The 18,487-nt window shown below is 71.0% G+C and carries 18 protein-coding genes and 1 riboswitch; of the genes, 16 read left to right on the plus strand and 2 right to left on the minus strand.

Annotated features, from left to right (window positions below):
- Positions 1 to 101: 101 nt before the first annotated feature.
- The 5 genes from ACT89H_RS14535 to ACT89H_RS14555 all read left to right on the plus strand — a co-directional run bounded on the left by ACT89H_RS14535 (position 102) and on the right by ACT89H_RS14555 (position 5,190).
- Positions 102 to 713, plus strand: a complete 612-nt coding sequence (locus ACT89H_RS14535) for a GNAT family N-acetyltransferase (RefSeq protein WP_445109112.1) — start codon at positions 102 to 104, stop codon at positions 711 to 713.
- A 7-nt stretch (positions 714 to 720) separates the two neighbouring features.
- Positions 721 to 2,286 carry a phytoene desaturase family protein gene (locus ACT89H_RS14540; RefSeq protein ID WP_445109113.1) on the plus strand — a complete coding sequence of 522 codons (1,566 nt, stop codon included), beginning with the start codon at positions 721 to 723 and terminating at the stop codon, positions 2,284 to 2,286.
- The gene (locus ACT89H_RS14545; protein ID WP_445109114.1) at positions 2,283 to 3,158 is read left to right on the plus strand and encodes a carotenoid biosynthesis protein; all 876 of its coding nucleotides are present in this window, start codon (positions 2,283 to 2,285) and stop codon (positions 3,156 to 3,158) included. The genes ACT89H_RS14540 and ACT89H_RS14545 overlap by 4 nt, the downstream gene beginning before the upstream one ends.
- 80 nt (positions 3,159 to 3,238) lie before the next feature.
- A complete protein-coding gene (locus ACT89H_RS14550) occupies positions 3,239 to 4,021 on the plus strand; it encodes an LppM family (lipo)protein (RefSeq protein ID WP_445109115.1) in 783 nt (260 codons plus the stop codon).
- Positions 4,022 to 4,056: 35 nt separating this feature from the next.
- Positions 4,057 to 5,190, plus strand: coding sequence for a glycosyltransferase family 2 protein (locus ACT89H_RS14555; RefSeq protein ID WP_445109116.1), 1,134 nt, complete (start codon positions 4,057 to 4,059; stop codon positions 5,188 to 5,190).
- A 28-nt stretch (positions 5,191 to 5,218) separates the two neighbouring features.
- Here ACT89H_RS14555 and ACT89H_RS14560 read toward each other — a convergent pair whose 3' ends face one another.
- The gene (locus ACT89H_RS14560; protein WP_445109117.1) at positions 5,219 to 5,926 is read right to left on the minus strand and encodes a hypothetical protein; all 708 of its coding nucleotides are present in this window, start codon (positions 5,924 to 5,926) and stop codon (positions 5,219 to 5,221) included.
- Between the two features lie 362 nt (positions 5,927 to 6,288).
- Positions 6,289 to 6,382: riboswitch (SAM riboswitch) on the plus strand.
- A 27-nt stretch (positions 6,383 to 6,409) separates the two neighbouring features.
- Between ACT89H_RS14560 and ACT89H_RS14565 the strand changes: the two genes are divergently transcribed.
- From ACT89H_RS14565 to ACT89H_RS14615, 11 genes are all read left to right on the plus strand, one after another.
- Positions 6,410 to 7,420, plus strand: a complete 1,011-nt coding sequence (locus ACT89H_RS14565; protein WP_445109118.1) for an amino acid ABC transporter permease — start codon at positions 6,410 to 6,412, stop codon at positions 7,418 to 7,420.
- Complete coding sequence (locus ACT89H_RS14570; protein ID WP_445109119.1) at positions 7,417 to 8,184, plus strand: amino acid ABC transporter ATP-binding protein; 768 nt, start codon at positions 7,417 to 7,419, stop codon at positions 8,182 to 8,184. The genes ACT89H_RS14565 and ACT89H_RS14570 overlap by 4 nt, the downstream gene beginning before the upstream one ends.
- 14 nt (positions 8,185 to 8,198) lie before the next feature.
- On the plus strand, positions 8,199 to 9,158 hold the full coding sequence (locus tag ACT89H_RS14575; RefSeq protein WP_445109120.1) for an ABC transporter substrate-binding protein: 960 nt from the start codon (positions 8,199 to 8,201) through the stop codon (positions 9,156 to 9,158).
- Between the two features lie 4 nt (positions 9,159 to 9,162).
- Complete coding sequence (locus ACT89H_RS14580) at positions 9,163 to 9,372, plus strand: hypothetical protein (RefSeq protein ID WP_445109121.1); 210 nt, start codon at positions 9,163 to 9,165, stop codon at positions 9,370 to 9,372.
- Positions 9,369 to 10,988, plus strand: a complete 1,620-nt coding sequence (locus ACT89H_RS14585) for an ABC transporter substrate-binding protein (protein WP_445109122.1) — start codon at positions 9,369 to 9,371, stop codon at positions 10,986 to 10,988. The genes ACT89H_RS14580 and ACT89H_RS14585 overlap by 4 nt, the downstream gene beginning before the upstream one ends.
- A 2-nt stretch (positions 10,989 to 10,990) precedes the next feature.
- Positions 10,991 to 11,995 (plus strand): ABC transporter permease, encoded by a 1,005-nt coding sequence (locus ACT89H_RS14590; protein WP_445109123.1) that lies wholly within the window; start codon positions 10,991 to 10,993, stop codon positions 11,993 to 11,995.
- Positions 11,996 to 12,120: 125 nt separating this feature from the next.
- Entirely contained in the window at positions 12,121 to 12,933 is an 813-nt protein-coding gene (locus ACT89H_RS14595) for an ABC transporter permease (RefSeq protein WP_445109338.1), read from the plus strand.
- Entirely contained in the window at positions 12,930 to 14,552 is a 1,623-nt protein-coding gene (locus ACT89H_RS14600) for a dipeptide ABC transporter ATP-binding protein (protein ID WP_445109124.1), read from the plus strand. The genes ACT89H_RS14595 and ACT89H_RS14600 overlap by 4 nt, the downstream gene beginning before the upstream one ends.
- A 176-nt stretch (positions 14,553 to 14,728) precedes the next feature.
- On the plus strand, positions 14,729 to 15,061 hold the full coding sequence (locus tag ACT89H_RS14605) for a hypothetical protein (protein ID WP_445109125.1): 333 nt from the start codon (positions 14,729 to 14,731) through the stop codon (positions 15,059 to 15,061).
- Between the two features lie 67 nt (positions 15,062 to 15,128).
- Positions 15,129 to 15,935: a DUF1684 domain-containing protein gene (locus ACT89H_RS14610; RefSeq protein WP_445109126.1), complete on the plus strand. Its 807-nt coding sequence runs from the start codon at positions 15,129 to 15,131 to the stop codon at positions 15,933 to 15,935.
- Positions 15,932 to 17,089 (plus strand): LLM class flavin-dependent oxidoreductase, encoded by a 1,158-nt coding sequence (locus tag ACT89H_RS14615; protein ID WP_445109127.1) that lies wholly within the window; start codon positions 15,932 to 15,934, stop codon positions 17,087 to 17,089. The genes ACT89H_RS14610 and ACT89H_RS14615 overlap by 4 nt, the downstream gene beginning before the upstream one ends.
- 222 nt (positions 17,090 to 17,311) lie before the next feature.
- On the opposite strand, the gene ACT89H_RS14620 is transcribed toward ACT89H_RS14615, so the two are convergent.
- Positions 17,312 to 18,313, minus strand: coding sequence for a methylenetetrahydrofolate reductase (locus tag ACT89H_RS14620; RefSeq protein WP_445109128.1), 1,002 nt, complete (start codon positions 18,311 to 18,313; stop codon positions 17,312 to 17,314).
- Positions 18,314 to 18,487 lie beyond the last annotated feature (174 nt).

Raw genomic sequence — 18,487 nt, forward strand, 5'->3', positions numbered from 1 at the left:
CAGCACCGCCCGGACCGAACAGGTATTCGAACGTTTGAATTGAGCTTCAATATAGAGACGCCCACCGACAAACTTCCGCGTCCGCGCGACCGACGAGAGCCATGACCGCCGTCAAGCCCAATCACACTCCCGCGCCCGCCGTCATCGATCTCTCGGTGGCGGCCCTGCGCTCCCGGCTGCACGACGCGCTGGCGGTCTACGTGGCCGCCATGGACTATCCGCGCGGGACCGAGAACCATCGCGCGCCGATGTGGACCGAGCACACCACCCGGCCCGGCTGGCAGGCGGTCGCCGCGGTGCTGCCCGACGACTCCGGCCGGATCGATCTGCGGCGCGCGCCGATCGTGGCGATCGCCTACGGCTATCGCGGGGCCGCGCACCAGTGGTGGCACCAGCAGGTGCACAGCGGAATGCGGCGCTCGGGCTGGCCGGAACACGCCACGCGCGAACTGCTCTCGGACTATTTCGAGCTCACCGAGCTGCATGTGCATCCAGCCGCGCAGGGCCGCGGCATCGGCGGCACGCTGCTGGAACGGCTGCTGCGCGACCGCACCGAGCGTGCGGTGCTGCTGTCGACCCCCGAGGTCGCCGGTGAGGACAACCGCGCCTGGCGTCTGTATCGCAGGCAGGGATTCACCGACGTGGTCCGGAATTTCGTCTTCGCGGGCGACAACCGTCCGTTCGCGATCCTCGGCAGGCGGCTGCCGCTGTGAGGATCACGTGACGGTGATCGTCGTCGGCTCGGGCCACAACGCGTTGGTGGCCGCGTGCTACCTCGCCCGCGCCGGGCACGAGGTCGAAGTGCTCGAACGCGACGAGGTCCTCGGCGGCGCGGTGTCGACGGTCGAGCGGTTCCCCGGCCATCGGGTCGATCGCGGATCGTCGGCGCACATCATGGTCCGCCACACCGGCATCGTCGAGGACCTCGAACTCGACCGTTTCGGCCTGCGCTACATCGACTGCGACCCATGGGGTTTCACCCCGGCGCACGCGGACCGCCCCGCCATCGTGTTCCATCGCGACCTGGATGCCACCTGCGCCGCCATCGCGGCGGCGTGCGGCCGGCGGGACGCGGACGCCTACCGCCGGTTCGTCCTGGTGTGGGGTCCGCGCAGCGCCAGAGTGATGCGGGCCTTCGGCGGCGCACCGACGCCGGGCAGACTGGTCCGATCGTTCTGGGGACTGGACGCGAAGAACGGCGGCAGCGCGCTGTCGCGGGAGTTCTTGCAATCCGGCGATGCGCTGCTGGACTCGCTGTTCGAGGACGAGCGGTTGAAGGCGTCGCTGGCCTGGTTCGGCGCGCAGTCCGGGCCGCCGATGTCGGAGCCGGGCACGGCGCCGATGGTGGGCTTCGCCGCGCTCATGCACACGCTGCCGCCGGGTCGTGCGGTCGGCGGCAGCGGGGCGTTGACCACCGCGCTGGTGGCGCGGCTGCGGTCCGACGGCGGGGTGGTGACCGCGGGCGACGCTGTGTCGGCCCTGCGCCGCGACGGGGACCGCTGGCGGGTGCGCACCGGGTCGGGCCGAGAGTTGCGCGCGAGCGTCGTCATCGCCGGTTGCCACGTCCTGACCACGCTGGATCTGCTCCGCGGCGGCGGCTTCGACGGCGCGGTGCTCGACGACTGGCGCAGGCGCATCCGCGTCGGTCCAGGGATTGGGATGGTGGTGCGAGCCGCCACCTCGGCGCTGCCCCGTTATCCCGGCAGCCCGATCGATCACTCGGCTCGCGGCCTGCAATTCCTGGTGTCCGATCGCGCGCAGTTGCGTCGCGCGCACGGCGCGGCGCTGGCCGGTGACCTCCCGCCCCGGCCGGTCGTGCTGGCCATGAGCTTCAGTGCCGTTGACCCGACCATCGCGCCGCCCGGTGAGCACCAGTTGTCGCTGTGGGCGCAGTGGCACCCGTACCGACCGGCCTCCGGCGCCGACTGGGCCGACCTCGCGCAGCGGGAAGCCGACCGGATCGTCGCCGAAGTCGATTCCCGCGCGCCCGGTTTCGCGGATACCGTGCTGCGCAGGCACGTGCAGACACCCGTGGACCTGGAGCGTGAACTCGGGCTCGTCGGCGGCAACGTGATGCACGTGGAGATGTCGCTGGACCAGATGATGCTATGGCGCCCGCTGCCCGAGCTGGCCGGCCAGCGGGTGCCCGGCGCGCCGGGACTGTATCTGACCGGCGCTTCTACCCATCCCGGCGGCGGCGTCTCCGGCGCCAGCGGCCGCACGGCCGCCACCCTGGCGCTGCGCGACTTGAACCGGCCCGGATTGTCGCGGTGGCTGCGACGATGACGGACTCGGGCGATCGGCCGCCCGCGGTGACACAACGGTCCGCGTCCGCGCGGGAGAGCCCGGCGCAACCCCGGCCCGGATACCGCTCGGCGAGCTTTCTGCTGCCACTGGTCGTGGTCGTCCTGACGATCGTCGCGCAGATCGGCTACCCACTGGCCGCAGGCGCGGCGCGCGACCGGGTCACCGTCGCGGTCGTGCTGCTCTCCGCCGCCGTCGCGCTGACGCACGCGACGGCGACCAGGGGACTCCGCTATGCCGTCGGTTTCCTCCTCATCGTCTCCGGTATCGGGCTCACCGCGGAGGTGATCGGTACCGCGACCGGCATACCGTTCGGCTGCTACGAGTACGCGACCGACCGGCTCGGACCCGCTCTGCTCACGGTGCCGCTGCTCGTCCCGCTGGCCTGGACCGGCGGGATCTACCCGGTGTGGGTGGTGGCCGGGATATGCACGCGGCGCACGGTCGCGCGGGTCGCGGCGACGGCGGTGGGCGCGGTGGGCTGGGATCTGTTCCTGGATCCGCAGATGGTGACCGACGGGCAGTGGACCTGGTGTGACACCCACTCCGGACTACCCGGGCTGGACCGGATTCCGGTGACCAATTATCTCGGCTGGTTCGGCGTCGCGCTGGTGATGGGCTGCTTGCTCGCGGTCTGGGAGCGGGCGGCGCCGGATCCGGCGCGGGTACCACGACCGGCCGCCCGCGCGCTCACGGTCGCCGTCCCGGTGGCCTTCTTCCTGTGGACCTGGCTCGGATCGGCGCTGGCGCACGCGGTGTTCCTCGGTCTACTGCCATCGGCCGGATACGGGTTCGCCGGCATGGGGCTGCTCGGCATTCCGCTGCTCATCGTCCTGGCTCGCGCGCGCCGCTGATCCGGCGCGATTCCCCGGACACCGCACGCCGACGCGCGCTACGACTGGCGCGTTTCATTCCGCGCCGATGGCCTGGCACGATGTCACCCGTGCAGCCGAGTCCCGTCACCACGAAGCTCGATACCCCGGATCTCCCGCCACGGCGGGTCCCACGCCGCGGGGTGCGTGCCGCTTCGATCGTTCTGCTCGCGGCGATCCTGGTCCCGATGCTCGCCGGCTGCCTGCGGGTCCAGGTTTCGATGGGGGTCTCGTCCAATGACCGGGTGTCCGGACGGATCGTCGCCGCCGTGGTCCCCGCCGACGCCGGGGACAAGGGCCCGCAACTGAAGGCGCCCGAGACGCTGGCCGCCAAGGTGCGGGTGGAACCGTACGCCCAGGACGGATACGTGGGCAGCCAGGTCTTCTTCGAGGATCTGTCCTTCGGCGAGGTGCAGCAGCTCGGGGGACTGTCCGAGCAGACCCAGGGCATGTTCCAGTTGCAGTTCCAGCGCACCGGCGACCTGGTCGGCCTGACCGGGCGGGTCGATCTGAAATCGGTGCCGCCGCACGGGTCGGACGTGCAGTTCACCATCGCGTTCCCGGCCCGCGTCGCCAAGACCAACGGCAGCCGCGAGGGCGACAACGTCGTCTCCTGGAAGCTGCCGCCCGGCGATGTCTCCACGTTGCGCGCCGAGGTCAGTTACGCCGACCCGAACACCCGCTCGTTCGCCGGCTGGGCGGGCATCGCGGGCGGCATCACGCTCGCGGTCGCCGCCATCGTCGCCGCCATGGCGTACATGGACCGCAACCCCGCCGCGCCCGGTGCGCCGGAAGCCGGCTTCTCGCTGAGCCGCTGGTGGCGGTCGGTGACGCAGAATCGCTGAGCGACAGGTCGGTATGCCGGGATAGCGTGGCCCGCATGGTGCGGATCCTGCCTTCCTTCGCCACCGCGGTGTCCGTGCTCGGCGCGGGCATCGCGCTGTACAACCGGATCACCGTGCGGCGGCTGCCGAACAACCCGACGACGGTGATCGAACCGGTCACCGTCTGTATCCCGGCACGCGACGAGGCCGACCGGCTACCCGAGCTGATCGGCGACCTGCGCGCCCAGGTGGGCGTGCCGCGCATGGCGGTACACATCCTCGACGACGCGTCCACCGACGAGACCGGCGCCGCCGCCCGCGCGGCGATCGACGGCGACCCGCGTTTCATCCTGCTGCGCAGTGAGTCCGACCCGGGGTCCGGCTGGACCGGAAAGGCGGCCGCCTGCGTCCGGCTGGCCCAGGAGGTGTCGACGCCGGTGCTGATCTTCGTGGACGCCGACGTGCGGCTGGCCCCGACCGCGATCGCGGCGGCGGTCGGCGCGCTGCGCGGACGACGAGCCGCCCTGGTCTCGCCCTGGCCCTTGCAGGTGGCGGGTTCGGTGGCGGAGGCCGTGGTGCAGCCGCTGCTGTGCTGGTCATGGGCCTCGACGCTGCCGGTCACCGCGGCCGATCGAAGCCTGCGGCCCGCCACGGCGGTGGCCTGCGGCCAGTTCCTCGTGTTCGACAACGCCGCCTACCAGGCGGTGGGCGGCCACACGGCGGTGGCCGCAAGCGTCACCGAAGACCTCGACATCGCCCGGACGCTGCGGCGAGCCGGTCACTCCACCGTTCTGGTGGCCGCGGGATCGCTGGCCCGCACCAGGATGTATCGCGGCGCCGCGGAAGTGGACGCGGGCTACACCCGCTGGCTCTGGTCGGCCTACGACGGCACGATAGCGGGCGGAGCGGTGGTGGGACTGGTTGCCGCCCTTGCGTACTGGGTGCCGCCCGTGGCCGCGGTGCTCGGCCATGGTGCGGTCCGCCGGACCGGCCTGATCGGCTGGCTCGCCGCCGTTGCCGGGCGACTGCTGGCCCGTTCGACCGAAACCGGCGGCCCGCTGAAACCCTCGGATGTGCTGGCCGCCCTAGCGCATCCGGTGTCGGTGGGGGCGTATCTGCTGCTGTGGGTGCGATCGCACCGGGCCCGCCGCCGCGGCACGGCGCGCTGGAAGGGGCGCTCGCTGCCCTGAGCGCAGCGCGCCGCGGCGGCCCGGAAACTCATGGGACCGGCGTGATTCCGACTGTCGGCAGGAAGACGCAGGACTTGGCGCCGTTCTGGACCGAGCCGAACACCGCGGCGAGAACCGTGCCCTTGCCGGTATCCACCGGTACGGCACGCACCCCGCCCATCGGCAGGGACGCGACGAGGAAGTCCCGGATCGCCTGCTCCGCGGCGGGACGCAGGTCCAAGGGAACGGCCGCGGGGATCATCGAGCGCGCGACCTCCGGCAACGGTCCCATGGCGGCCGTACCGCCACGGCCGGTGTTCAGATTGAACCAGGCCACTTGCATTCCGGCGGTGTTCGGGCCGTCCGGGCCGAGGCCGTAGGGCACGAAGGTGAACATCGCCTGCCCGGCCTTGACCGCGCTGAGGTCCTGGCCGGGAATCTGGACGGTGTTCTTCGGCCACGGTCCCGGGATGGCGCCTGCCACGGCGGGCGCCAGACCGGCCGTGGTGTTGTCGAGGCAGAACGCCGACGCGCTCGGGTACGCGAACGGCTGGATACCGAGCGCGCGCAGCGCGTCGAGCGCGGCTTGATACGCGCCGAACAGGTCACCGGGGGCGGCGATCGGCACGGGATTCTCGGAGAACGCGGGAAGCGTGACATCCGGAGCCGCGAACGCGGCGGACGGCCCGGCGAACACGAGGGCGATCGAACTGGTCGCGACAGCGGACAACTGGGTCAGACGGCGCAATATGGTCACGAAACCTCCTCATCGGCGGAACAATCGAGGGGGACAGTACTCCGGCAAACGCATTCAACAGCCGAGATTGGGCACAGCAATTCCGTGGCGAGTCCTGTTTGCCCGGAACCGAGCTCACGCCGCGTGTCCGAGCGTCGGCGATACCCGTATGCTGCTTCGGACCATCTCGGTCCCGCGTCGCTCGCCGGCGAAGCTCGGAGCCGGTCTCGGTAGCGCAGCGCACTTCTGGCTACTACATAGATCCGATGAATGCGCGTGGACAAGCTCTACGCTCACGGTGATTACTTCTCTTGTTCCGAGCTTCCCTTGCTTGGCATCATGATTCGGCTCGCCCCTGACACCGCCTGTCAGGGGGTCGGCGCCAACCATCCAGAGCGACCGAGAGACCTGGCTCGTCGACGTCGCAGCAACCCCCCGGTCATCGGGTGCGGGTGCTTCCGCCGGGACCGATGGAGGAACCGAAGTGATCATCGAGGACCCGTCATGAGCGCGTCCACCGCGCCGGACGCCGCGCCCGAGGCCGCCGCGCCGAGCGAACCGGCCCCGACCGGCGCACCGGCCGCCGCCGAGAGCGGCACGACGCCTACCGTCGCGAAGACCCGGCACCCTTGGCGCTGGGTGGTCAGCGCCGTCGCCCTGATCCTGCTCGCCCAGTTCGTGCACGGCCTGGCCACCAATCCCGGCTGGGACTGGCCGACGTTCGCGCAGTACATCACCGCGAAGTCGGTGCTGTCGGCGTTGCGGGTCACCCTGGAGCTGACCGTCTGGGGCACGGCGCTGGGCTTTCTGCTCGGCACCGCGCTCGCGGTCGCCCGGCTGTCGAACAACCCGGTGCTGCGGGTGATCTCGTGGGTCTACATCTGGGCGTTCCGCTCGATCCCGCTGATCGTGCAACTGCTGTTCTGGTTCAACATCGCCTACCTGTACCGGACCCTGTCGGTCGGCATCCCGTTCGGCCCCGCGTTCTTCACCGTCGAGGTGAACGGGGTGATCAGCGGTTTCACCGCCGCCGTGATCGGCTTGGCGCTGCATCAGGCCGCGTACTCGGCCGAGATCATCCGGGCCGGGTTCATCTCGGTGGACGCGGGTCAGCTGGAAGCCGCCGCCGCGCTGGGGATTCCACGGCTGCGGCAGTTCCGCACGGTGGTGGTACCGCAGGCGATGCGCTCGATCCTGCCGAACGCCACCAACGAGGTGATCAGCCTGTTCAAAGGCACCTCGATCGTGTCGGTGATGGCGATCGCCGAGCTGTTCTACCAGGTCCAGGTCATCTACGGGCGCAACGGACGGGTGGTGCCGCTGCTCATGGTCGCGACGGTCTGGTACATCGTGCTCACCACCGTGCTGTCGGTGGCGCAGTATTACATCGAACGCCACTACGCCAAGGGCGCGCACCGCACGCCGCCGCCGACACCGCTGCAACGCGGGTGGCAGAAGCTGCGCGAGATCGCCGCCGAGGCCGGCCCCGCCGCACCGCGCGGAGCGACCCGATGAGCGCCGTACCCGCCGTGCAGGTCCGCGGCGTGCGGAAATCCTTCGGTTCGCAGGAAGTGCTGCGCGGCATCGACCTCACCGTGCGCTCCGGCGAGGTGGTGGCCGTGATCGGCCCGTCCGGGTCGGGCAAGTCGACCCTGCTGCGCGTGGTCAACCACCTGGAAACGCTGGACGCGGGCACCGTGCACATCGACGGCGAGCTGATCGGGTATCGACTGCGCCGCGATCGCCTGCACGCGCTGCCCGATCGCGTGGTGCGCAAGCAGCGCGCCCGGATCGGCTTCGTCTTCCAGCAGTTCAATCTGTTCGGGCACCTGACCGTGCTCGAGAACGTCACGCTCGCACCACTGGCGGCGCAGCGGCGCGACCGCGACGAGGTGGAGCGCGAGGCGCGCCTGCTGCTGGAGCGGGTCGGCATCGGGCACCTGTCCGACGCGTATCCGCGCAGGCTGTCGGGCGGACAGCAGCAGCGGGTGGCGATCGCCCGCGCGCTGGCGCTGCGCCCGCGCGTGATCCTGTTCGACGAGCCCACCTCCGCGCTGGACCCGGAGCTGGTCGGCGAGGTGCTCGACGTGATCCGCGATCTGGCGCACCGCGGCACCGCGCTGGTGATCGTCACCCACGAGATCGGCTTCGCCCGTGAGGTCGCCGACACCGTGGTGTTCCTCGACGGGGGCGTCATCGTCGAGCAGGGGCCACCCTCGGTCGTCCTCGACCATCCAGAACACCCGCGCACCCGCGCGTTCCTTTCCCGAGTCCGTTGACGAACAGGTATCCGATGAAGTTCTCCGCCCTGGTCACCGCCGCCGCGACCGCGGTCGTGCTGCTGGCCACCGGCTGCACCGAACCCGAGGCGGACACCGCCACGCAGCCCGCCGGTTCGATCACCTTCGACCTCTCCCCCGCCCAGTCCGGCCGCGTCCGGGCCGCCAAGGTCGATGCCATCGCCGCCGAAGTGCCGAAGGCGATCCGCGATCGCGGCACGCTGATCGTGACCGGCGCGTCCGGCACCGCGCCGCCGCTGCGGTTCTACGCCACCGACGACAAGACGGTGGTCGGCTCGGAAGTCGACTTCGCCTCGCTGATCGCCGACATCCTCGGCCTGAAACTCGACGCGCAGGTGGCCGATTGGTCGCAGAACTTCGTGCGGGTGGACTCCGGCGAGGTGGACGCGTTCATCTCCAACGTCACCGTCACCGAGGAACGCAAGGAGAAGTACGACTTCGCGACCTACCGCAAGGACAACGTCGCGCTGGAGGTACCGATCCAGAGCAAACTGGACTACAAGGACCGCACGAGCCTGGCGGGCAAGCGGATCGGCGTCGGCAGCGGCACCAACCAGGAGCAGCTGCTGGTGAAGTGGAACGAGCAGAACCGCGCCGAGGGCCTGCCCCCTATCGACATCGCCTACTTCCAGCAGGTCAGCGACTACTACCTGGCGCTGGCCTCGCAGCGGCTCGACGGCTACCTCGGACCGAACCCGACGGCGATCTACCACGCGGCCACCGCGAAACAGACCCGGATCGTGGGCACGTTCTCCGGTGCGGGCGAGGCGCTGCAAGGCGAGATCGCGGTGCTCACCAAGAAGGACAACGGTCTGATCACCGCCGTGCAGCACGCGCTGGCCTACGCCATCGAGCACGGCAGCTACCAGCAGGTGATCGACCGCTGGGGCCTGCAGAGCGAGACGGTCGCCGAATCGCGGATCAATCCGCCCGGCCTGCCGAAAAAACGCTGAGCCGATGACACAGCCAGTGTCGACCAGGACGCCGCGCGTGCACCGGATCGCTCAGGGCGATCCGGTGGCCGCGCGCCTGCGGGCCGAACAGATCGGACCGCACCTGTTCGAGAAATACCTGCCCCTGTCCGGCCCAGCGCTGGCAGCGGCCGACATCGACCCCGACCTGGGCGAGGAACTCGCCCGACCCGAAGTATCTGGAGTTGCCCCGTGATCCGAACCCGTCACCGAATCGTCGCGCTGGCCGGCGCGCTCGCCGCGGCCACCACCGTGGCCGCCTGCGGCAGTGATTCGGCCGCGCCCGGCGGCGACGCGGGCCCGCCCCAGCCGGGCGGTGTACTGCGCTACGGCCTGTCCCAGGCGCCGACCTGCTCGGATCCCGCCCAGGCCGGCACCAATCAGACGCTGTACGTCGCCCGGCAGATCGTGGATTCGCTGACCGACCAGGACCCGGCCACCGGCGAACTGAAGCCGTGGCTGGCGCAGAGCTGGGAGGCGAGCCCCGACGCGAAGGTCTTCACCTTCCACCTCGTCGACGGCGTCACCTTCAGCGACGGCACCCCGCTCACCGCCGACTCGGTGCGCAGCACCTTCGATTCGGTCGTGAAGCTGGGCTCGGGCAAGGCGCCGCTGGGCAGCAGCTACCTCACCGGCTACGTCGGCACCACGGCCGTGGACCGGCTCACCGCGCGGGTCGAGTTCAGCAAGCCCAACGCCGCATTCCTGCAGGCGTCATCGACCGCCCAGCTCGGCATCCTCGCCGACGTGACCACGGCCAAGCCCGCCGAGCAGCGCTGCCTCGGCGACAACATCGGCAGCGGGCCGTTCACCTACGCCGCCTACCGCCAGGACGCCGCGGTCACGCTGGCCAAACGGACCGGCTACCACTGGGGTTCGGCGGTATTCGCCCATCGCGGCGAGGCGTACCTGGACAAGATCGAATTCACTGTGGTGCCCGAATCCGGCGTCCGCACCGGCAGTCTCGCCTCCGGGCAGCTGGACGCGATCAGCGACGCGCTGCCGCAGGACGCCGCGCAGATCGAGGCGGCGGGCGGCCGGGTGCTCAGCACCGCCAACCCGGGTGTGCCGTTCCACTTGCAGCTCAACGTCACCCGGGGACCGCTGCGTGATCCCGCGGTGCGCCAGGCGCTGCTGCCGGCGATCGATCGCAAGCAATTGGTCGACACCGTACTCGGCCCGCAGTTCAAGCCCGCCACCAGCGCACTGGCCGGCACCACCCCCGGCTACACGGACCTGTCGGCACGCCTCGCCTACAACCCGGCGAAGGCGCGCACCATCCTCGACCAGGCCGGTTGGGTCCCCGGCGCGGACGGCATCCGGGCCAAGAACGGTGAGCGGTTGTCCTTCTCGGTGTTGTTCAGCCAGGTGTTCGCGGGCAACCAGGCGATCCTGGAGCTGGTGCAGCAGCAGCTGCGGCAGGTCGGGGTGGAGCTGAAATTGGACCTGGTGTCGGCGGCGGAGTTCACGGCGCGGCAGAACAGCAAGGATTTCGACGCCTCCTACGGCAACACCACCCGCGCCGACGGCGACATCCTGCGCACCTCCTTCGGACTCGACGGGCGCAACCTCAATGCCCGCGGCCCGATCCCCGCACTGGACGACGCGCTGAACGGGCAGGTCGGCACCGTCGACACCGCGACACGCAACGGACTCATCCGGGTCGCGCAGGAGCAGGTGCTCGACGCCGGACTGATGATCCCGACCGTGGAGCTCTCCCAGGCGATCGGAGCGAGCGCGAACACGCGGGATCTGAAGTTCGAGGCTTCGGCACGCTTGCAGTTCTTCGACACCTGGCTGAGCGGACGATAGTCATGGCGCGCTATCTCGCCCTGCGTGCGCTGCAAGCGATCTGGGTGCTGTGGGCGGCGTTCACGCTGTCGTTCGTGGTGCTGTACCTACTGCCCTCCGACCCGGTCTCGATCGCGGCCGACGGCGGCGGCACGGGCACGCCGGTGGACCAGGCCGCCATCGCCGAGCTACAGGCCCGCTACGGGCTGGATCGGCCGCTGTGGGAACAGTATTGGACCGCGCTCGGACACGCCGTGCGCGGTGATCTCGGCCATTCCATCGCGACCGGGCAACCGGTCACCGGCGCGATCGGCGACGCGCTGCCCGCCACGCTCGAATTGGCGGGAACCGCGCTGCTCTTCGCGGTCGTCGGCGGTGTCGCACTGGCGTTCGCGGCGACCCAGACTCGGCGGCCGTGGTTACGCAACGCTCTGGCCGCGCTTCCGTCGTTCGGCGTCTCGGTGCCGACGTTCTGGACCGGACTGCTGCTGTTGCAGGTGTTCTCGTTCCAACTGCGGCTGGCGCCCGCGTTCGGCGGGCACGGTTTCGCGGGCACGGTGCTGCCCGCGCTCACCCTGGCCCTGCCGATCGGCGCGGTCATCGCGCAGGTGCTCACCGCCGGGCTGGAGACGACCTGGCGTCAGCCGTTCGTCGACGTGGCCCTGGCCAAGGGCGGGTCGCGCTGGTGGGTACAACGCACGCACGTGCTGCGCCCGGCCAGCGTGCCCGCGTTCACCATCGCGGGGGTCCTGGTCGGCAACATGCTCGCCGGATCGGTGGTGGTGGAGACGGTCTTCGCCCGCCAAGGTGTCGGGCGGCTGACCCAGACCGCGGTGCTGGCGCAGGACATCCCGGTGGTGCAGGGCATCGTACTGCTCACCTCGGTGGTGTTCGTCAGCGTGAATCTCACGGTGGACCTGCTGTATCCGCTGCTCGACCCGCGCATCGCCGCCCGCTCCCGCGGTGCGCGCGGTGTGTCCGAGCGCAGCGCCGCCGACACTGCCGAGGAGGCGATCGTTCGTGTCTGACCCAGCTCCCATCGTTCCCACCGGGCTCGTGCTCGGCGCGCCGCTCGCCGAGGGGGTGCGGACTCGTGGTTGACGTCACCGAGGAACAGCGCACAGCGGTGCTGCCCGGCCTGCGGCGACCGGTCGTGCGGTGGAAGACGTTGCGCGGCAGCGCCGGACTGGTGGTGGCGGCCGCCGTCGCGCTGCTCGCCGTGGGCTGGGCGCTGGCGCCGTCGGTGTTCGCCGGTGGCGACCCGCTGACCGGCGTGCCCGCGCAGAAGTTGCAGGGCCCCAGCGCTCAGCACTGGTTCGGCACCGACAATCTCGGCCGCGATCTGTACACCCGGACGGTGCACGGCGCAGGCCTCTCGCTGACCGCCACCCTGGCCGCGGTCGGCATCGCGCTGGTCGCCGGGTCGCTGCTCGGGGTGCTGTCCGGCGCGATCGGCGGCGTGGTGGACGCGGTCGTCATGCGGCTGGTCGATGTGCTGCTGTCGGTGCCGGCGCTGCTGCTGTCGCTGGCCCTGGTCACCGCGCTGGGCTTCGGCACCCGCAACGTGGCCGTCGCGGTGGGCATCGCGCTGGTCGCCAATTTCGCCCGCGTGATGCGTTCGGAAGTGCTGCGGGTGCGCCAAGCGGTGTTCGTGGAGGCCGCACACGCCGCGGGTGTGCGCTGGTACACGGTGCTGGCCAGGCACGTGCTGCCCAACTCCTACCAGCCCGTACTCGCCTTGGCCGCGGTGGAATTCGGTATGGCGGTGCTGTCGGTGTCGGCGCTGAGCTTCCTCGGCTACGGCGCGAAGCCGCCCACCCCCGAGTGGGGCACGCTGATCTCGGAGGGCCGCAACTATCTCGCGACCGCGTGGTGGATGACCACCCTGCCCGGTCTCGTCATCATCGCCGTCGTGCTCGCCGCCCAGCGGCTCGGACGCGCGATCGTGAAGGGAGAATCCGCGTGAACGTCCCGGTATCTCCGCTGCTGCACGTCGAGGACCTGCGGGTTCGTTATCGCTCCGACACCGGCCCGGTCACCGCGCTCGACGGTGTGTCGCTGACCGTGGCCCGCGGCGAGGTGGTGGCGCTGGTCGGCGAGTCCGGCTCCGGCAAGTCCACGCTCGCCCACGCCGTGATCGGATTGCTCGGCGCGAACGCCGAGATCGCCGGAGGAACCGTGACCTTCGACGGTGCCGTGGTCGACACCGGTTCCGAACGCGCGCTGCGGCGGCTGCGGGGAGCGCGCATCGGCTTCGTCCCCCAGGACCCCGGACTTTCGCTGAATCCGGTCCGCCGGGTCGGCGCTCAGGTGGCCGAATCGCTGCTGGTGCACGGACTGGCCGAGCGCAAGGCGGCGCGCGGGCGGGCGATCGAGCTGCTGGCCGACGCCGGACTGGACCGGCCCGAACTGCGGGCGGCCCAGTATCCGCACGAGCTGTCCGGTGGGCAGCGTCAGCGGGTGCTGATCGCCGCGGCGCTGGCCTGCGCACCGGATCTGGTCATCGCCGACGAGCCGACCAGCGCGCTCGACGCGACGGTCGCGCGCCGGGTGCTGGATCGGCTCGCCGAGCAGATCGCGGCGCGCGGCACGGCGGTGCTGCTGATCACCCACGACCTGGCGGTCGCCGCCGAACGCGCGGACCGGCTGGTCGTGCTCAACGGCGGCGAGGTGGTGGAGAGCGGCCCCACCGCCGAACTACTGGCCACCCCGCGCCACCCGTACACCAAGCGCCTCCTCGCCGCTTCGCCCAGCCTCGGCCCCACCGACGGCTACCGCGAGCCCAAACCGAGGACCGGCGAGCCGCTGCTGGTCCTGCGCGAGGTGCACAAGACCTTCCGCGCCCACGGGGGCGACAGCGTGACCGCGGTATCCGGAGTCGGCTTCGAACTCGGACGCGGCGAGACGCTCTCGCTGGTCGGCGAATCCGGATCGGGCAAGTCCACCACCGCGCGGATCGCCTTGCGGCTCACCGAACCCGACCGCGGCGAGGTCACCTTCGACGGGCAACCGTTGTCGCGGGCCCGCGGGTCGCGGCTGCGCGCGCTGCGCAAACGCTTCCAGGTGGTGTACCAGAACCCCTACGCCTCACTGGATCCGCGCTGGCGGGTCGGTGCGATCGTCGAGGAACCGTTGCGCGCGTTCGGCATCGGGAACCGCGCACAACGCCGCGACCGGGTGGCGGAGCTGCTCACGCAAGTCGCGCTCCCGGCCGGGTTCGCCCAGCGCAGGCCCGCCGAGCTATCCGGAGGACAGCGTCAGCGGGTCGCCATCGCCCGCGCGCTGGCGCTGCACCCGGAACTGCTGGTGCTCGACGAACCGGTCTCCGCGCTGGACGCCTCGGTGCAGGCGCAGATCCTCGAACTGCTCGACCGCCTCCAGACCGAGCTGTCGCTGAGCTACCTGTTCATCTCGCACGATCTGGCGGTGGTGCGGCGGATCAGCGATCACGTCGCGGTGCTGCGGCACGGCCGCATCGTCGAATCCGGCCGCACCGCCGAGATCTTCGGCGATCCCCAGCACGAGTACACCCGCGAGCTGTTGTCGGCCATTCCGGCACCAGCCGTGACGAACGGCGTGTCGTGATGCCGAATCCGACTTGTCACCACAGTCGCGTACTGAACCGGCAGCGCACGGCTCCTTGCCGCAGCCGTCCGGAACCCGCCATCCCGTCCTCCGCGATTGCCCCTGCCCGCTCACCGGAGCCCACCAACGGCCACAAGCCGAGCACCTGGTGGCACCGACCGAAAAGGATCGCTCTGATGGTGTACTCCGCCTTCGATCGCAAACCCGCCGCCGACGCCGCACCGGCAGCCGCGCAGGACGTTCCCGCCGACCCCGCCGCCTTCGCGGCCGACCAGGCCCGCTGGTGGCGCACCCGCCTGCGCGCTCCACGCGCCGCCGACACCTCCGGCAACGCGCGGGTGCACGCTGTCGCGCCGATCCGCGCCGAGCGGGACCGCCGCGTCGGCCGGTCCGCACCCCGAACGCGCGCCGCACTGTGGCAGCAGGCTTTGTTCCTGGCGCCCGATACCGCCCTGACAGGTATGCACCCGGCGCTGCGGCAGCAGATCGACGCGGAAGGCACAGCCTGATGACGCATACCGTCCCACAGCCCAGCCACTCCTACCGCACTATCGCCCCCGAAGGAGCCATAGCGTCATGACCACCAGCATTACCAGTGTTTTCGAAACCGAGTGGGCACGCTGGCACCACGCGCGCGAAGACCAGCTGCGCGACCCGCTCGGGTTCCTCGGCCTGACCGGGCTGCACTGGCTCACCGACCGCCCGGAGCGGCTGCCGGATGTTCCCGGCACCTGGTGGGTCACCGACGAGAAGGTCTTCATCACCGCCCAGCCCGCCGACCGGCTGGAGTACGACGGGCGCGGCATCGCGGGCGTACAGATCGTCACGCCCGCCGAGGGCGCGCCCGGACTGCACATCCGGCAGGAGAGCCGGGTGCTCGAAGTGATCCGCCGCACAGGTCGCTACGCCGTCCGCGTGCACGACCCCGCCGCGCCCGCCCTGCTGACCTTCGACGGCATCCCGGCCTATCGACCCGATCCGCGCTGGGTGGTCTCCGGGCGGTTCACCCCGTTCGAGCGACAGCGGACCGTGGTCACCGGCGCGGTGATCGAGGGACTCGAACACCACCACAGCGCCGCGGGCACCATCGAGTTCCGCATCGGCGAGGTGACCGAACGGGTCGTCGCGTTCGGTGACCGGAACGACCTGCGTGTGCTGTTCACCGACGCGACGAGCGGTGTGACGACCTACCCGGCCGCACGTTCGCTGACCGTCGGCGCGCCGGACGCGGACGGCACGGTGGTGTTGGACTTCAACCGCGCGGCGAATCTGCCCTGCGCGTTCACCGACTTCGCGACCTGCCCGGTGGCGCCCGCGCAGAACCGACTGCGGGTGGCCATCGAAGCGGGCGAACAGGATCCGCGGCAGGGGCGTGCGGCATGAGCGGATTCGTTCCCCTATCGATCCTGGACCTGTCCCCGATCAGCGCGGGCTCGACCGCGCAGCAGGCGCTGCGCAACACCGTCGACCTGGCCCAGCACGCCGAACAGTGGGGCTACCACCGCTACTGGCTGGCCGAACACCACTTCGTCTCGGTGGCCAGCTCCTCCTCGATCACCCTGATCGGGTTGGTGGCGGCGGCCACCGAGCGCATCCGGGTGGGCTCGGCGGCCGTGCAGGTGGGTCATCACACCTCGGCCTCGATCGTGGAAGCCTTCGGCACGATCGACGCGCTGTACCCGGGCCGGCTCGACCTCGGGCTCGGCCGGTCGGGTCATCGGCGCGGCCGGTTCGGGGCGGAAGCCGCGCGGAACAATGGCGGGAAACCAGTGGCCGACGCGGTGACCGGGCGCACCGAGATCCGCGACGGCGTGGTCATCCCGCCGCCGTTCGACCCCGGCCGCGTCCTGGATCGGTCGAGGTTCATCGCCTCGGTGGGCGCGTTGCAGCAGCGCGGCGCGGAACCGCTGGATTTCGCCGAGCAGATCGACGAGGTGCGCGCCCTGCTGGCGGGCAGCTTCGTCAGCCCCGAAGGTGTTGCGCTGCACGCGGTTCCCGGGGAGAAGGCACAGGTGCGGCTGTGGCTGTTCGGCAGCACGGCGGGCGAGAGCGCGGAACTGGCCGGACGGCTGGGACTGCCGTTCGCCGCGGCCTATCACGTCTCGCCGGGCACCGCGCTGGACGCGGTCGAGGCCTATCGCGCGGCGTTCCGCCCATCCGCCGAACTGGCCGAGCCGTACGTGGTGATCTCCGCCGACGTGGTGGTGGCCGAGGACGACGCGACCGCGCAGCGGCTGGCCGCAGGCTACGGCCAGTGGGTCTACAGCATCCGCAGTGGCGCGGGCGCGGCCGACTATCCCGACCCGGCGGCCGTCGCGCCGCTCACCGCGGAGCAGCGGCGCCTGGTCGACGATCGCCTGGCCACCCAGTTCGTGGGCGCACCCGGCACCGTCGTGGAGCGGCTCGCCGCGTTGCAACGCGTCAGCGGGGCGGACGAGCTGCTGGTCACCACGATCACCCATCGGCACGCCGATCGTCTGGAATCGCATCGGCTGCTCGCCGAGGCATGGGGACTGCGCGCGGCTCGCGCCGCCTGACCGGGGACTCGCCGGTGCGCCCTCGTGCGCACCGGCGGACCCCGGTGATCATCGCGCCCGCGCTCCGGCGATCGGGGTCCGGCCCAGCCGCACCGGAGCACCGTGCGCGACCAGGGATCGCCGACTCGGCGCTACACCCACGTTCCGGACAACCGCCCATCCGCGATCGGTGCACGCCCGGTTCGGCTCGACGTGCACGTTTCGGACGACCGCCCCGCCCGCTCAGGCGTTGACCGGGGTGGCCGTGACGCCGTAACCGAGGTTGGTCAGCACCTCGCTGGTCGCCTTGGCGAAATTCAGCGTGATGAAATGCAGGCAGGGCGCACCCTCGTCGATCAGCCGCTGGGCGATCTCGGTGGCGATCTCGATACCCGCCGCGCGCACCGCCGCGGTGTTCTCCTCGCCGCCGTCGCCCGCCGCCTTGTGCAGCCGGTCCAGCACGGCGCCCGGCAGCGGCCTGCCACACAACTCCTCGGCGCGCTGCACCGTGCGCAGCGACGTGATGGGCATCAGCTCCGGGATGATCGGCTTGGCGCCCTCGATCGGGTCGAGCGCCACGAGGCGATCGCGCAGGCGCAGGTAGTGCTCGACGTCGAAGAACATCTGAGTAATCGAATACTCCGCTCCCGCACGCAGTTTCGCGGCCAGGAACGCGGTGTCGGTGGCCAGGTCCGGCGAGCGGTGATGGCCCTGCGGGAAGGAGGCCACACCGACGTGGAAATCGCCGAGGTCGCGCACGATGCGCACCAGCTCCTCGGCGTAGGAGACGCCGTCGGGATGCTTGTGCCACTCGCCGAGCGGGTCGCCGGGCGGATCGCCACGCAGCACCAGGATGTTGTGGATGCCGGAATCGGCGTACGCGCCGACCAGCGAGCGCAGCTCCGCGACGCTGTGCCCCACCGCGGTCAGATGCGCGACGGGCAGCAGGGTGGTCTCCTGCGCGAGCCGGCCGGTCACGCGGACGGTGCGGTCGCGAGTGGAACCGCCCGCGCCGTAGGTCATCGACACGAACGCCGGGTGCATGCACTCGAACTGCCGGACGGCGCGCCACAGCCGTGCTTCGGCGGCGGCGTCGCGGGGCGGATTGAACTCCACGGAGAACGGCACCGCGTGCCCGGCGTGCGCCCGCAGACTCTGTACGACCGAAGGTGTGCCGGAGACGTTCGGGTGCGTACGGGACGGCCGGCCAGGGGTCGAACTGCCCCGCACGTTGTCGAAAGTCACCGGTTCAGTGTAGAGAGGTGGCCGATGACGGCCCTGTCGGGTCGCTCGGACGCCGCGCGTATTCTTCGCATCGGGCGAGTTGTTCGCCACGCCGAGCGACACGCGACCGCCTCCGCTCGGCCCCGAATCATCCGCAGCGCCCGGGCACCCTCCGCGACCCCGTGCGTTTATCAC

It is taken from the genome of Nocardia aegles (genome assembly GCF_052545135.1).

Coding starts and splice junctions, on each gene's coding strand:
- ACT89H_RS14535 (WP_445109112.1), top strand. CDS start 102: ATGACCGCCGTCAAGCCCAATCACACTCCCGCGCCCGCCGTCATCGAT.
- ACT89H_RS14545 (WP_445109114.1), top strand. CDS start 2,283: ATGACGGACTCGGGCGATCGGCCGCCCGCGGTGACACAACGGTCCGCG.
- ACT89H_RS14550 (WP_445109115.1), top strand. CDS start 3,239: ATGTCACCCGTGCAGCCGAGTCCCGTCACCACGAAGCTCGATACCCCG.
- ACT89H_RS14555 (WP_445109116.1), top strand. CDS start 4,057: ATGGTGCGGATCCTGCCTTCCTTCGCCACCGCGGTGTCCGTGCTCGGC.
- ACT89H_RS14565 (WP_445109118.1), top strand. CDS start 6,410: ATGAGCGCGTCCACCGCGCCGGACGCCGCGCCCGAGGCCGCCGCGCCG.
- ACT89H_RS14570 (WP_445109119.1), top strand. CDS start 7,417: ATGAGCGCCGTACCCGCCGTGCAGGTCCGCGGCGTGCGGAAATCCTTC.
- ACT89H_RS14575 (WP_445109120.1), top strand. CDS start 8,199: ATGAAGTTCTCCGCCCTGGTCACCGCCGCCGCGACCGCGGTCGTGCTG.
- ACT89H_RS14580 (WP_445109121.1), top strand. CDS start 9,163: ATGACACAGCCAGTGTCGACCAGGACGCCGCGCGTGCACCGGATCGCT.
- ACT89H_RS14590 (WP_445109123.1), top strand. CDS start 10,991: ATGGCGCGCTATCTCGCCCTGCGTGCGCTGCAAGCGATCTGGGTGCTG.
- ACT89H_RS14605 (WP_445109125.1), top strand. CDS start 14,729: ATGGTGTACTCCGCCTTCGATCGCAAACCCGCCGCCGACGCCGCACCG.
- ACT89H_RS14610 (WP_445109126.1), top strand. CDS start 15,129: ATGACCACCAGCATTACCAGTGTTTTCGAAACCGAGTGGGCACGCTGG.
- ACT89H_RS14615 (WP_445109127.1), top strand. CDS start 15,932: ATGAGCGGATTCGTTCCCCTATCGATCCTGGACCTGTCCCCGATCAGC.